Below are 13,171 nucleotides of genomic sequence, written 5' to 3' on the forward strand. Positions count from 1 at the left end.
TCATTTTCGGGTCGATTCATGTCAAAAATGGTTTTCCAATGGAAAAATAAGGTACAATTCTTTCAGACAACAGAAAACTGTTGCTGAAAGGAGAAAAATATTATGAAGAGAAAAGTGATCACATGCGTTATGGGCCTGGTACTGGCAATGTCATTAGCAGCCTGCGGTGAGGAAGAAGTGGTTGTGGAGAACACCAGTGCAGAAGTAACAGTAGAGGTACAGACCACAGAGGCGGCAGAAACTCCGGCGGAGACTGCTGCAGAGACAGATACAGAAGCAGAGGGTGGCCCCCTGTTACAGGTGGAGGTTATGGAGATTCCGGATCTGAGCGGCACGGAATGGACTTTTGCAGGCGGTATGATTGACGGTGTTGAAATGGAGGAAGAGGATCTGAATGCAACACTGGAGACTTACGGCGGTACTTTAGGGCTGGTATTCGGTGAAGACGGTGCAGTTACCATGGTACAGGGTGGCGGAAATGCAGAAGGTACATATGAGTATTCCGATGATAACACTGCTATTAAGATGACCCTGGATTTCGGAGGAACAGAGATTTCTTACGCAGGCTTTTTGTCTCAGGTAGGTGATACCGTGACACTGATCGCCATGTCTGATATGAATGGTTATGACGGACTTTATTTTGTACAGTAAAACACAGCAGGAAATATTGGAAAAGTAGAAAGAATGAAAAGGGGAGGGAAGAAATGACGATAGAAATTGTAATTATCGTAATGTTGCTTGCCTCCCTTTTTGGAGCCTGGGTATTGTCGGTGTGGCGTAAACTGGAGATGCAGGAAGAAAATATCCGCAATGCCTTACATCAGACACTGGTACAGCTTTCCGCCGAACGGGAAGCACTGGAAGGCTTGACGGAGCTTTTGAAAGATGTCATTGATGCAGAACTCTTACAGGAGATGAGATGTTCTCTGGAGAATGCACAGGATGGCGGAGAAGTACGACAGCCGGAGTGGATATCAGAACGACAGAGAGAATTATTAAGAATACAGAATAAAATTGCAGAGATCTCGGAAAGTATGCAGCTTTTGCAGACACAGGAGACCTATCAGAAGTACTGGAAAGCAGCGAAAAGCTATGAACATATGGTGGAGACCAGCGGACTGATCTATAACGATTCGGTGGAAAGCTATAATGGGATGCTCCGTAAGATGCCGGATCGTATAGCAGCGGGAATCTGTGGGTTCCATCGGAAAAAAATGATCGAGATCATGTAAGCTATATACATTTTAAGGAGGGTAAAGTTATGGGATTATTTACAAATAACAAAAAACTATGTCCGATCTGTGGAAGCCCAACACCGAGACTTTTGGCATCGGCAGTGGATGGACAGAATCTGTGTAAGGAGTGCGCAGGCAAAATCAATCTGCCGGATGGTGTACAGGATGGCATGACGGTGGACGATTTTCGGGAATATATCAACATCCATGATGCGAACAAGCCGTTACGCGACAGCTTTACAGAGACTTATCGCTATAATTTCGGCTTTTTTAAGGGAGCGTTATTGTTGGATCTGGATCATCAGCTGCTACGTCTCGGAGACGGCGAAGCGGTATTTGCCATGGAACCTGCAAATATCAGATCTTTCCGCATTTTAGAGGATGGCGAAGTATTATTTGAGGGAGAAAAGGGGAACTTCCGGAGCTACAAGAGTGATATCAGGGAACGGTTAAAAGAATTGAAGCCCAGGATTGAAGAATACAAGATGCTGCGGCATGAGTATGAGATCATGGCAGAGATGGAGCGCAACAGAGAGCAGAACGGCAGGGATAATGACAGAGATTTCAGGGACCGGGTAACAGAACCGGACTTCAATGTACCTAATCCGGTAGACAAATTTACAGTGGAGATCATCCTGGAGCATCCTTACTGGAAGAACTTCTATAAGGAGACGGGTGCACCGAAATTCAACAGCGATCATCCCAGTACCATTGATTATCTGGATGATTATACGCAGAAGACAGAGGAACTGCACGCACTGGCACAGAATCTGATGCAGCTGATCGATCCGCAGGCGCAGGAACAGGTAATAGATCCTCATGCTTCCGCACAAAGCCAGGGCACTCAGAGTGCACCGCAGACCGCACCTGTACAGACAGAGGATCCGACTGTGGCATTGCCCAAGTATAAGGCATTGATGGATGCCGGCGTTATCACAGCAGAGGAGTTTGAAGCGAAGAAGAAACAGCTGCTTGGACTGTAAAAAGTGAATATTTCAAATTGACGGGCGCATGGCTGTCGGATATACTATAAGAGTGTGATATCTTACATGGGTATGATACGGAAAGCAGGATCTGACAGCCATGAGTAGTTTACAAAAGAAAGAAACATTATTGATCGTTGATGATTCCAAATTTCAAAGAGTAGTGATCAGACAGTCTCTCGGGGAGTATTTTAACTTCGCAGAGGCTGTTTCCGGTGAAGAATGCCTTCAGATCATGGAGAAGGAAAGTGATGCCATTGATCTGGTTCTGCTGGATCTGGTCATGCCGGGCATTGACGGCTTCGAAGTACTGCGTCGCAGACAGAGTATGGAAGGCTTCAAGGATACGCCTGTCATTGTTCTGACCAATACAGAGTCCGTAGCTTCCCAGTCGGATGCTTTTGCCCTGGGAGCAGATGAATTTATCATTAAGCCGGTGGATGCCCGTATCGCACTTTCCCGTATCAACAATGCGCTGGGGGTAAAGCGCAGATTACAGAGCAGCCGGGATGAACAGAAGGCATGGGAGACCAAATCTCAGATCGATGAAATGACCAGTCTGTTCAACAAGATGACCGTAGAAAGGCTGATCACAAAGACCCTGACAGAGAATGATAACAGATTACATGCTTTGATGTTAATAGATATTGATAATTTCAAGTCTGTCAATGACGTCTATGGACATACCATGGGTGACCATGTCATCAGCGTGATCGCAGGGGTGATTTCTTCCCAGTTTCGCAGCACCGATTATGTGGGTCGTGTCGGGGGAGATGAATTCTGCGTATTGATGGCGGATATTCCGTCGAGAGAGATCGCATTGATCAAGGCAGAGAATCTGGTTAGTCTTGTAAAATATAAGGAGAACTTATCCATACCGGAAAATATATCTATTAGTGTGGGAGTAGCTTTTTCCGAAGCGGATGATCAGTGCTATGATGAGCTGGCAGCAAAAGTCGATCAGGCTCTGTACGTCTCTAAAAAATCCGGTAAAGGAAGATACAGCGTCTACGGCGAGGAACAGCAGGCTCCCGAGAAAGTCATACAGGCCCTTGTATGGTCCGGCTCCCGTAATGTTACCAGCATGATGGAATTTGCCCTGCCGGATTATGTACAGCTGAAGACAGTGGCTTCGGTGGAAGAGATCAGATCCTGTATGGAAGAAAAGACCGATGAAGATATTCCGGCATTGATCGTGGATGTATCGGAGGAAGAGGACCAGGGACAGAGGCGTTGGCAGGAGCTTCGTAAGCTGAAGGAAGAGCATACGTTTTCCATGATCGCTATCTGTAAGGAGGGCAATCTGGCACAAATGAAATGTGCTTTGGAGACGGAAGAACTTTCGGATCTCTTGCTGGCACCGCTGGAAGCGAATACGTTGAAACGACGTGTGAAGATCTGGATGCAAAATTGCAAGTTATGATAAAGTCTGTTATAATTGGCTGGAGCATATCAAAGGATGTGCTTCGGCCTTTTTGGATGATAGAAGCAGGGGATGTAACAGTATGGATTTATTTGAATATATGCGAAGCACCAATATGGAAAAAGAAGCACCGTTAGCTGCCAGAATGCGTCCCAGGACTTTGGATGAAGTCGTAGGGCAGGAGCACATCATCGGCAAGGATAAGCTTTTGTACCGTGCTATCAAGGCGGACAAGATCAGTTCCATTATATTCTATGGACCGCCCGGCACCGGCAAGACGACATTAGCAAAGGTGATCGCCAATACTACCAGCGCCGAGTTTTGTCAGATCAATGCCACCGTAGCCGGCAAAAAGGACATGGAGGAAGTGGTGGCGAAAGCCAAAGAACTGCAGGGAATGTACGGAAAACGCACGATCCTGTTTATCGATGAGATCCATCGTTTTAACAAAGGACAGCAGGATTATCTGCTTCCTTATGTGGAGGACGGTACGATCATTCTCATCGGAGCTACCACGGAGAATCCTTATTTTGAGGTGAACGGAGCGTTGATCTCCCGTTCCGTGATCTTTGAACTAAAACCGATTCCCAGGGAAGCTATTAAAGAGCTTCTGAAGAAGGCGGTTTACGATACGGATCGCGGTATGGGAGCTTACAACGGTACGATCGATGATGATGCATTGGAGTTCCTGGCGGATATCTCCGGCGGAGATGCCAGACATGCCCTCAATGCCATCGAACTGGGTATCATGACCACAGAGCCCGGCCCGGATGGTAAGATCCACATTACGCTCGATGTGGCACAGCAGTGTATTCAGAAGAGAGCGGCAAAATATGATAAAAACGGTGACAACCATTACGACACGATTTCTGCTTTTATCAAAAGCATGCGTGGCTCTGACCCGGATGCCGCAGTATATTATCTGGCAAGAATGTTAAATGCGGGAGAGAGCGTGACTTTTATCGCGAGACGTATCATGATCTGTGCATCGGAGGATGTGGGCAATGCGGATCCGCAGGCGCTGGTAGTGGCAGTGAACGCTTCCCTGGCGGTGGAACGGGTCGGTATGCCGGAGGCACAGATCATTTTAGCACAGGCAGTCACTTACATTGCTACGGCACCCAAGAGCAACCGCAGCTATGAAGCGGTATCCCGGGCGATGCAGGAAGTGCAGGCCAGCGGAGATCTGCCGATTCCCACACATCTGCAGGATGCACATTATAAAGGAGCAGCAAAATTGGGACATGGTACAGGATATAAATATGCCCATGATTACCCGAATGACTATGTGGAACAACAGTATCTGCCTTATGAGTTAAGCGGCAGGGAGTTCTATCAGCCTTCGGGCAACGGATATGAAGTGAAGATCCGTGAACATATGGCGAGAATCAAAAAAGAAGCGGCGGAATCAGAATAATTCCCGGAATTAGAATAATTCCGTAATCAGATATTTGTATATTTCCTGGTTTTTCCGCTGCCAGTTATCGCAGATGGCAGCGGCAGTCTCTTCCACGGGGACGGACAGAGTGATATCTACCAGACTGATGCCTCTGTCTTTTGCCACCAGGTGAGCTTCGTACTCACCGGAAGTAGATTTGTAGTAATCTCCGAGGACGGATACTTCGTTGCGCAGTGTGAATTCATTTTCCTGAAAATAGGTATCGATCTCCTGCTTGATGGTATCACCGATGCGGTTCTCGAAGAAATTCAGCGTTTCTTTTCCTTCGTCAGTGATGGACAGATGTGTCCGGTTGCGGATCGACTGGGTGGCGATCATGCCGGCATCCGTCAGCTCATTGATGACCTGTTGTAAGGTCAGAAAATTCGTGTATTCTTTTCCGAGGATAAAGTCGCTTACCTGTGCGGTAGTGAGGGGGAAGGTAACGCGGTTCAGCATATAGAGAACGATGAGTTTATATAGAGTAAGCGGATCTTGTAACATAATGTGAGTAACAGCCTTTCTTATAGTTATGAATAGTTGTCTTTTGGAAACAGGTCACCCTGACGGATGCCCTGTTTTTTCATGCGATGGTGCAATTCGTTGAGAACACTGCGCTTGTCCGTGCTCCAGGTGGGAGCGATCAACAGATTTTTCGGTCCGTCACCGGTGACCCGGTGGATCACGATGTCCGGGGACAGATGGGCGAGACAGGAGATGACCAGATCGATATAGGCATCGAAGGTCAGAACCTCGAACTTCCCTGCCAGGTAATCGTCCGCCAGATCGGTATCTTTCAGCACATGTAAGAGCTGCAATTTGATGCCGAAAGGCTGGATCCGGTTTAGATAATCCATTGTCTGAAGCAACTGAATATTCGTTTCCCCTGGGAGTCCCAGGATCGTGTGGACGATAAATGGAATCTGCAAAGCCTTAAGATCTGCACATGCTTGTTCAAAACAGGACAGCGGATAACCTCTGCGGATATAGCGGGCGGTATCTTCGTGGATGGTCTGAAGCCCCAATTCGATCCAGAGAAACTTGTCCGGATATTCGTCATGCAGCTTCGCCAGCAGGTCCAGTACTTCTATGCCCAGACAGTCCGGTCTCGTGGCAATGGAGATCCCACACACATCCGGATGGTCCAGGGCAGAACGATACACCTCTTCCAGATAAGGGAGAGGGGCATAGGTGTTTGTATATGCCTGAAAATAGGCAATCAGATCCTGCCCGGTTGCTTTGCTGCCGAACTTAGCCATACCTTCCGTGAGCTGTTCTGGCATTGACTTGCCTGCCATGTCCACAGCAAAATCGCCGCTGCCGCCTCTGCTACAAAAGATACAACCCCGAGTGCCAAGGGTGCCGTCCCGATTGGGACAGGACATCCGGGCATTCAGGGCTATTTTATAGCATTTATGGTGAAATGTATTTTTACAATAGGAATCCAGAGAGTAGTAGGGCTTGCCGTGCCATTCTCTTTTTATGTTATCCGGATACATTAGCGGATATGACTCTTCACGGCATTGGCTACGACTTCTGCTACCTGGGGATCGAAGGCTTCCGGCATGATATTATCATCGGAGAGCTTGTCTGCAGGTACCAGACCGGCGATGGCTTCGGCAGCGGCTAACTTCATCTCTTCAGTGATCTGGGTAGCGCGTCCTTCCAGGGCACCCTTGAAGATACCGGGGAATGCTACCACGTTGTTCACCTGATTGGGAAAATCACTGCGTCCGGTTCCAACGACACGGGCACTGGCTGCCTTTGCCACATCCGGCATAATCTCGGGAACAGGATTTGCCATGGCGAACAGGATAGAATCATGGTTCATGGAAGCTACCATTTCGGGAGTGACGATGTTAGGAGCGGAGACACCGATGAAGATGTCAGCACCCTTCAGAGCATCGGCAAGAGAACCGGTTTCGTTATTTAAGTTGGTGACCTCGGTCATTTTTTTCTGCATCCAGTTCAAGCCCTCGGTATCTTTAGAAACGATACCTACTTTATCACACATGATGATATTGGGGAAACCATAGGTCAGAAGCAGCCTGGTAATCGCCACACCGGCACTTCCGGCACCGTTTACCACTACGCGGCAGTTTTCCTTTTTCTTACCGACTACCTTCAGGGCATTGATGACACCGGCGAGTACGACGATAGCGGTACCGTGCTGGTCATCATGGAATACAGGGATGTCCAGAATCTCCTTCAGACGTTCCTCAATTTCGAAGCAGCGGGGGGCGCTGATGTCTTCCAGATTGATGCCACCAAATCCGGGAGCCAGATAGGTCACTGCCTTGATGATCTCTTCAGTATCCTGCGTATCTAAGCAGATGGGAACGGCGTTCACATTGCCGAATTCCTTGAAGAGGACTGCCTTGCCTTCCATAACGGGCATTGCTGCATAGGGTCCGATGTTACCGAGTCCCAAAACGGCACTTCCGTCGGAGACAACGGCCACGGTATTGGCTTTCATGGTGTATTTATAAGCAGCTTCCTTATCCTGGGCAATTACCTTGCAGGGCTCCGCAACACCGGGAGTATATGCAATCGCCAGATCCTCACGGGTCTTTACCGGAGTCTTGGATACGGTTTCAAGTTTACCGTTCCATTTTTCGTGCATCAGTAACGCTTTTTCGTTGGTTGTCATGACAATACCTCTTTCTTGGATTATTTGATGCCAGGGGCCTAAGGTCTTTTACCCACTTATGAGAAAGCTCATGTGGGCTTAGACCTTTTGAGCCTGGCATCAGATGTATTACGTTATGAACTATGATATAATAGAATCCGGTACTTCGCAAGGATTTGTAAAAAAATAATTTTGGGACTTCCTATTTTAAAAAATATATATTATAATAAGCGCAGATGTAGTTTTAATATCTATTTTATTTCATTGACACATCAGGATAGATCAGGAGTATTCCCCTAAGTGAACAGTTTGCAGAGTATATAATGAATACAGGAGGAGCATATGAGGGAAAAATATGAATCACTTGCATTAGTGCAGTTGAAGGAACTGGCAAAAGTGCGTGGTCTGAAGGGTACTTCCACAATGAAAAAGGCGGAGCTGGTAGAAGCCATGCTGGCAGAAGATGAGCGCTTGAAAAAAGAGGAAGAAGCGAAGGTAGCGGCAGCCAGACAGACAGCAGCAACAAGCGGAGAGCCGGAGAGAACAGAGCGTCCTGTAAGACAGGATCGTCCTTACAGACAAAAGCCGCAGGAGAACGGTGCAGCAGAGAATGTTGGAGCGAGAAGTGAAGCTTATACCAAGGAACGGTCCTTTAACCCGAACAATGTGGCTTATGACGAGAGCCAGTATCCCAAGGAATTAGACAGCGGTATTGAAGCCAGCGGTATCCTGGAGGTAATGCCGGACGGTTACGGATTTATCCGCTGCGAGAATTACATGCCCGGTGAGAATGATGTCTATGTGGCACCCAGTCAGATCCGTCGTTTTGGACTGAAGACCGGCGATATTCTGAAGGGTAACAAGCGGATCAAGACGCAGCAGGAGAAGTTCAGTGCGCTGCTGTTTGTTAAGAGCATTAACGGCTATACCGTAGAAGAGTCTGCCAAGAGAATGGCATTTGAAGATATGACTCCGATCTTCCCCGATGAGCGGATCAAAATGGAGACTCCCGGCTGCAGTGTAGCCATGAGAGTTATGGATCTGGTGAGTCCTGTCGGTAAGGGACAGCGTGGTATGATCGTATCCCCGCCCAAGGCAGGTAAGACCACCCTGTTAAAAGAGGTGGCAAAGTCCATTTTAAGTGGCAATCCCAAGATGCATATGCTGATCCTGCTGATCGATGAACGACCTGAGGAAGTTACCGATATTAAGGAAGCGATCCACGGAGATAATGTAGAAGTCATTTACTCTACTTTCGATGAGCTTCCCGAGCATCACAAGAGAGTATCCGAGATGGTGATCGAGCGTGCAAAGCGTCTTGTAGAACATAAAAAGGACGTCGTGATCCTGCTTGACAGTATCACCCGTCTGACCAGAGCATATAACCTGGTGGTTCCCCCCAGTGGACGTACTCTGTCCGGTGGTCTGGATCCTGCAGCACTCCATATGCCCAAGAGATTCTTCGGCGCAGCCCGTAATATGCGTGAGGGTGGAAGTTTGACGATTCTGGCGACCGCACTGGTAGAGACCGGAAGTAAGATGGATGATGTGGTATATGAGGAATTCAAGGGAACCGGTAATATGGAAATGGTTCTGGACAGAAAACTGTCCGAGAAGCGCATTTTCCCGGCTATCGACCTTGCAAAGTCCGGCACCAGAAGAGAAGACCTGCTGTTAACTCCGGAAGAACTGGAAGCCATCAATATCATGCGTAAGGCCTTGAATGGACTGAAGCCCGATGAGGCAACCGACCGGATCCTGGATATGTTTGCTCATACACGCAACAATGGGGAATTTGTGAACATGGTGAAGAAGAATCACTTCATTTAATTATCTGATTATCGCAAAAAATGTTAAAATAAGTCTTGCACCGCATCTTTTCTTATGGTACAATAATACCGCTGTTTGTGGTTCCATAAGCAGTGAGGATGAGAACAAGAACTTATACACGACATTTTTATAGAGAGGTGAAAGAAATGAAAGAAGGAATCCATCCCGCTTACTACCAGGCAACTGTAACCTGCAACTGTGGTAACACATTTGTAACCGGCTCCACCAAGCCCGAGCTTCACGTAGAAGTTTGCTCCAAGTGTCATTCATTCTACACTGGCCAGCAGAAGTCTGCAAGAACCGATGGCCGTATTGATAAGTTCAATAAGAAATACGGTGTTAAATAAGATTGCAAGCGAACGGTTGAGGTATTCTTATCTCAACCGTTTCTTGTCGTACAGAAAGTGTGTTCCTATACGACAAAAAGGATTCTGTTTTATACTGCATTACGAGGACAATGTTTATGGCTAGAAGAAAGAGTCGTTATTCCGGTATCGGCGGACAGGCGGTGCTGGAAGGCGTTATGATGAAAAATAAAGAAAAATACGCGGTAGCGGTCCGCAAGCCGGACGGTGAGATCGATGTGGAAGTGGAGACCTATCAGGGACTGGCACATGGAAGCAGGATCAAGGAGCTTCCCTTTATCCGCGGTATTTTTAATTTCCTGGATTCTCTGATCCTGGGAACCAGAGCGTTAAATTATTCTGCTTCCTTTTATGAAGAGGAGGACAGTAAGGAGACGAAGTTTGACAAGGCAATGGATAAAATGAGCGGCGGTAACGGAGAAAAACTGCTGTCCGGTATCGTGACGGTGATCTCGGTCATACTGGCAGTGGGAATCTTCATTGTACTTCCTTATTTTATTTCATCGCTGTTTGAGAGATTTATCCGTAATCGCTCCCTGATGGCGATCATTGAGGGTGTGATCCGTATTGCTCTGTTTTTATTGTATGTATGGGGCATCAGTGCCATGAAGGATATCCGCAGACTGTACCAGTACCACGGTGCTGAGCACAAATGCATCAACTGTATCGAGAAGGGCAGACCCCTGACGGTGCACAACGTGATGCGCAGTTCCAGACTGCATAAGCGCTGCGGTACCAGTTTTATTTTCTTTGTTATGCTGGTAAGCATCGTGCTGTTTTTCTTTATTCAGGTGGACAATGTAGCGGAGAAGGTGGTCCTTCGTATTCTGCTGATGCCTGTTGTGGCAGGAATTTCTTATGAGATCATCCGCCTGGCAGGACGCACGGATAATATATTTATTAAGATTCTGTCGGCACCCGGCATGTGGATCCAGCGTATGACCACTAAGGAGCCGGATGAGAGCATGGCAGAGGTAGCCATTGCTTCCGTAGAAGCAGTATTCGACTGGAAGAAATATTTACAGGATACTTTCGGTTATGAGGTCGATGAGAGCTGGGCGCAGGATGTCAAACCGGCAGAACCCGAGGATTAAGATGACTTACCGGGAATGTTATGAACAGGGCTGCCGCACCTTACAGGCAGCGGGAATCGAAGAAGCCACACTGGATGCGAGACTTCTGTTAGAAGCTGTGTGCGGTACGGACCGCAATGATCTGCTGGCGCACGGCGAACAGCCGGTGATGTCACAAGCGGAAGAAAAGTATCTGAACTGGATCCGTCAGCGGGCGGAGCATATTCCTCTGCAGCAGCTGACCGGTGAGCAGGATTTTATGGGGCTGACCTTTAGCGTCAATGAGCATGTGCTGATCCCGAGGCAGGATACCGAGATCCTGGTGGAGGAGGTATTGAAGGAACTCCATGACAGGATGCGGATACTGGATATGTGTACGGGCTCCGGATGTATTCTGTTAAGCCTGCTGCATTACAGCAATGATTGTGAAGGACTGGGTGTGGATCTGTCTGCGGAGGCGTTGCAGGTAGCAGAGCAGAACGCGCAGAGAATTCTTGGGGAAAACTTTTCAGAACCCAAAGACTGCGGAGTAAAAACTTTCGAAACAGAATCAGATGACGCAGAAACAGCAATAAATACTGCCGGGAATGAGACAGCAGGCAGAGTGCGATTTCAGCAGAGTGATCTGTTTGAAAAAGTAGAAGGAAAATTCGAGATCATTGTATCGAATCCCCCGTACATTGCCAGTGCTGAGGTAGACAGACTGATGCCGGAGGTGCGCGATCATGAACCGCGGATGGCTCTGGACGGAACGGCGGATGGATTGGAATTTTACCGTCGTATTATTGTAGAAGCCGGGCAGTATCTTGTGAGCAGTGGTATGCTGTTTTTTGAAATAGGCTATGATCAGGGACAGGCAGTATCGGAACTGATGCGGGAACACGGATACCGTGAAGTACAGGTGGTACAGGATTATGCCGGTCTGAATCGTGTAGTATATGGAACATATGTAACAGTCTGAGAAGACATAAAGGAAGTTATGAAGTGAGCTGTTACGAATTTATATCTGAGAGGAAAAATCTATGTTTGACAAATTGGAAGATTTATTGATTCGATTTGAAGAGATCATGGGTGAACTGCATGAGCCCACGGTCACGAATAACCAGGAACGTTTCCGCAAGCTGATGAAGGAACAGAGTGATCTGACTCCCATCGTGGACGCATATACAGAGTACAAAAAGTGCAAGCAGGATATCGAAGATTCTCTTTCCATGCTGGAAGAGGAAAAAGACGAAGAAATGCGCGAGATGATCAAGGAGACGTTAAACGACAGCAAGAAGCGCGTAGAAGAGCTGGAGCAGGAGCTGAAGATCCTGTTACTGCCCAAGGATCCTAACGATGACAAGAACGTAATCGTGGAGATCCGTGCCGGCGCCGGTGGTGATGAGGCTGCGCTGTTCGCAGCGGAGATCTATCGTATGTATGTGCATTATGCCGAGAAGCAGCGTTGGAAGGTAGAGCTGATCAACGTGGATGAGATCGGTATCGGCGGTATGAAGGAAGTCCAGTTTACCATCAGCGGACAGGGTGCTTATTCCAAGATGAAGTATGAGAGTGGCGTACATCGTGTACAGCGTGTACCGGAGACCGAGAGCGGCGGACGTATCCATACCTCCACCATCAGTGTGGCGGTTATGCCGGAGGTGGATGATGATATTGATATCGTCATCGAGGACAAGGATATCCGTATCGATGTCATGAGAGCATCCGGTAACGGCGGTCAGTGTGTCAACACCACCGACTCTGCGGTACGTCTGACCCACTATCCTTCCGGAATCGTGGTATACAGCCAGACAGAGAAGTCTCAGATCCAGAACAAGGCGAAGGCATTCGCACTGTTGAAATCCAAGCTGTATGACATCGAGCAGCAGCAGAGACACGATGCGGAAGCAGAGATGCGCCGCAGCCAGATCGGTACCGGAGACCGTTCCGAGAAGATCCGTACCTACAACTTCCCCCAGGGCCGTGTCACCGACCATCGTATTGGTCTGACCCTTTACAAGTTAGACAAAATCATGAACGGAGATATCGAAGAGATCATCGACGCCTGCATCGCAGCCGACCAGGCAGCCAAGCTGGCTAAGATGAATGAAGAATAAAATTGTAAAAGAAACGGTCTTTGGCATAAGTCAAAAGACCGTTTCAGACTGTAGACAAAACGCTTTTGGTCAGCACTCCAGAAGCGTTTTTCTTGT

13 protein-coding genes are annotated in these 13,171 nt (G+C 47.9%); 10 read left to right on the plus strand and 3 right to left on the minus strand.

The window, feature by feature from the left end; all coding sequences use genetic code 11:
• Window positions 1–102 precede the first annotated feature (102 nt).
• The 5 genes from ACTRDR_RS11985 (at window position 103) to ACTRDR_RS12005 (ending at window position 5,058) form a co-directional block, all read left to right on the plus strand.
• On the plus strand, window positions 103–651 hold the full coding sequence (locus ACTRDR_RS11985; RefSeq protein WP_440527758.1) for a hypothetical protein: 549 nt from the start codon (window positions 103–105) through the stop codon (window positions 649–651).
• A gap of 53 nt (window positions 652–704) precedes the next feature.
• A complete protein-coding gene (locus tag ACTRDR_RS11990; protein ID WP_176862973.1) occupies window positions 705–1,232 on the plus strand; it encodes a LemA family protein in 528 nt (175 codons plus the stop codon).
• Window positions 1,233–1,261: 29 nt separating this feature from the next.
• Window positions 1,262–2,218: an SHOCT domain-containing protein gene (locus ACTRDR_RS11995; protein ID WP_440527760.1), complete on the plus strand. Its 957-nt coding sequence runs from the start codon at window positions 1,262–1,264 to the stop codon at window positions 2,216–2,218.
• Window positions 2,219–2,318: 100 nt separating this feature from the next.
• A complete protein-coding gene (locus ACTRDR_RS12000) occupies window positions 2,319–3,641 on the plus strand; it encodes a GGDEF domain-containing response regulator (protein WP_440527762.1) in 1,323 nt (440 codons plus the stop codon).
• 82 nt (window positions 3,642–3,723) lie between these two features.
• A complete protein-coding gene (locus tag ACTRDR_RS12005) occupies window positions 3,724–5,058 on the plus strand; it encodes a replication-associated recombination protein A (RefSeq protein ID WP_440527764.1) in 1,335 nt (444 codons plus the stop codon).
• A 9-nt stretch (window positions 5,059–5,067) separates the two neighbouring features.
• On the opposite strand, the gene ACTRDR_RS12010 is transcribed toward ACTRDR_RS12005, so the two are convergent.
• Genes ACTRDR_RS12010 through ACTRDR_RS12020 form a run of 3 tightly spaced genes read right to left on the minus strand, consistent with a single transcriptional unit; the run spans window position 5,068 to window position 7,729 of the window.
• A complete protein-coding gene (locus ACTRDR_RS12010) occupies window positions 5,068–5,583 on the minus strand; it encodes a DUF4364 family protein (RefSeq protein WP_176862965.1) in 516 nt (171 codons plus the stop codon).
• A 26-nt stretch (window positions 5,584–5,609) separates the two neighbouring features.
• Window positions 5,610–6,578 (minus strand): TIGR01212 family radical SAM protein, encoded by a 969-nt coding sequence (locus ACTRDR_RS12015; protein WP_440527766.1) that lies wholly within the window; start codon window positions 6,576–6,578, stop codon window positions 5,610–5,612.
• Window positions 6,578–7,729, minus strand: a complete 1,152-nt coding sequence (locus ACTRDR_RS12020) for an NAD(P)-dependent malic enzyme (RefSeq protein WP_440527767.1) — start codon at window positions 7,727–7,729, stop codon at window positions 6,578–6,580. The genes ACTRDR_RS12015 and ACTRDR_RS12020 overlap by 1 nt, the downstream gene beginning before the upstream one ends.
• 321 nt (window positions 7,730–8,050) lie before the next feature.
• On the opposite strand from ACTRDR_RS12020, the gene rho reads away from it, so the two are divergent.
• From rho to prfA, 5 genes are all read left to right on the plus strand, one after another.
• A complete protein-coding gene (rho, locus tag ACTRDR_RS12025; protein WP_440527769.1) occupies window positions 8,051–9,538 on the plus strand; it encodes a transcription termination factor Rho in 1,488 nt (495 codons plus the stop codon).
• Between the two features lie 146 nt (window positions 9,539–9,684).
• Window positions 9,685–9,885, plus strand: coding sequence for a 50S ribosomal protein L31 (gene rpmE, locus ACTRDR_RS12030; protein ID WP_022153877.1), 201 nt, complete (start codon window positions 9,685–9,687; stop codon window positions 9,883–9,885).
• Between the two features lie 116 nt (window positions 9,886–10,001).
• Window positions 10,002–10,997, plus strand: coding sequence for a DUF1385 domain-containing protein (locus tag ACTRDR_RS12035; RefSeq protein ID WP_440527771.1), 996 nt, complete (start codon window positions 10,002–10,004; stop codon window positions 10,995–10,997).
• 1 nt (window position 10,998) lies between these two features.
• Window positions 10,999–11,937: a N5-glutamine methyltransferase family protein gene (locus ACTRDR_RS12040; protein WP_440527774.1), complete on the plus strand. Its 939-nt coding sequence runs from the start codon at window positions 10,999–11,001 to the stop codon at window positions 11,935–11,937.
• A 61-nt stretch (window positions 11,938–11,998) separates the two neighbouring features.
• A complete protein-coding gene (gene prfA, locus ACTRDR_RS12045; RefSeq protein ID WP_117465028.1) occupies window positions 11,999–13,075 on the plus strand; it encodes a peptide chain release factor 1 in 1,077 nt (358 codons plus the stop codon).
• Window positions 13,076–13,171: the final 96 nt, after the last annotated feature.

Origin of the sequence: Simiaoa sp., assembly GCF_051972595.1 — a bacterium.
In the GTDB taxonomy this organism is placed as follows: Bacteria; Bacillota; Clostridia; order Lachnospirales; family Lachnospiraceae; genus Acetatifactor; species Acetatifactor hominis.

What these genes read in the sequence shown, in the direction of transcription:
- ACTRDR_RS11985 (WP_440527758.1), top strand. Translation starts at nt 103, where the DNA reads ATGAAGAGAAAAGTGATCACATGCGTTATGGGCCTGGTACTGGCAATG.
- ACTRDR_RS11990 (WP_176862973.1), top strand. Translation starts at nt 705, where the DNA reads ATGACGATAGAAATTGTAATTATCGTAATGTTGCTTGCCTCCCTTTTT.
- ACTRDR_RS11995 (WP_440527760.1), top strand. Translation starts at nt 1,262, where the DNA reads ATGGGATTATTTACAAATAACAAAAAACTATGTCCGATCTGTGGAAGC.
- ACTRDR_RS12000 (WP_440527762.1), top strand. Translation starts at nt 2,319, where the DNA reads ATGAGTAGTTTACAAAAGAAAGAAACATTATTGATCGTTGATGATTCC.
- ACTRDR_RS12005 (WP_440527764.1), top strand. Translation starts at nt 3,724, where the DNA reads ATGGATTTATTTGAATATATGCGAAGCACCAATATGGAAAAAGAAGCA.
- ACTRDR_RS12010 (WP_176862965.1), bottom strand. Translation starts at nt 5,583, where the DNA reads ATGTTACAAGATCCGCTTACTCTATATAAACTCATCGTTCTCTATATG.
- ACTRDR_RS12015 (WP_440527766.1), bottom strand. Translation starts at nt 6,578, where the DNA reads ATGTATCCGGATAACATAAAAAGAGAATGGCACGGCAAGCCCTACTAC.
- ACTRDR_RS12020 (WP_440527767.1), bottom strand. Translation starts at nt 7,729, where the DNA reads ATGACAACCAACGAAAAAGCGTTACTGATGCACGAAAAATGGAACGGT.
- rho (WP_440527769.1), top strand. Translation starts at nt 8,051, where the DNA reads ATGAGGGAAAAATATGAATCACTTGCATTAGTGCAGTTGAAGGAACTG.
- rpmE (WP_022153877.1), top strand. Translation starts at nt 9,685, where the DNA reads ATGAAAGAAGGAATCCATCCCGCTTACTACCAGGCAACTGTAACCTGC.
- ACTRDR_RS12035 (WP_440527771.1), top strand. Translation starts at nt 10,002, where the DNA reads ATGGCTAGAAGAAAGAGTCGTTATTCCGGTATCGGCGGACAGGCGGTG.
- ACTRDR_RS12040 (WP_440527774.1), top strand. Translation starts at nt 10,999, where the DNA reads ATGACTTACCGGGAATGTTATGAACAGGGCTGCCGCACCTTACAGGCA.
- prfA (WP_117465028.1), top strand. Translation starts at nt 11,999, where the DNA reads ATGTTTGACAAATTGGAAGATTTATTGATTCGATTTGAAGAGATCATG.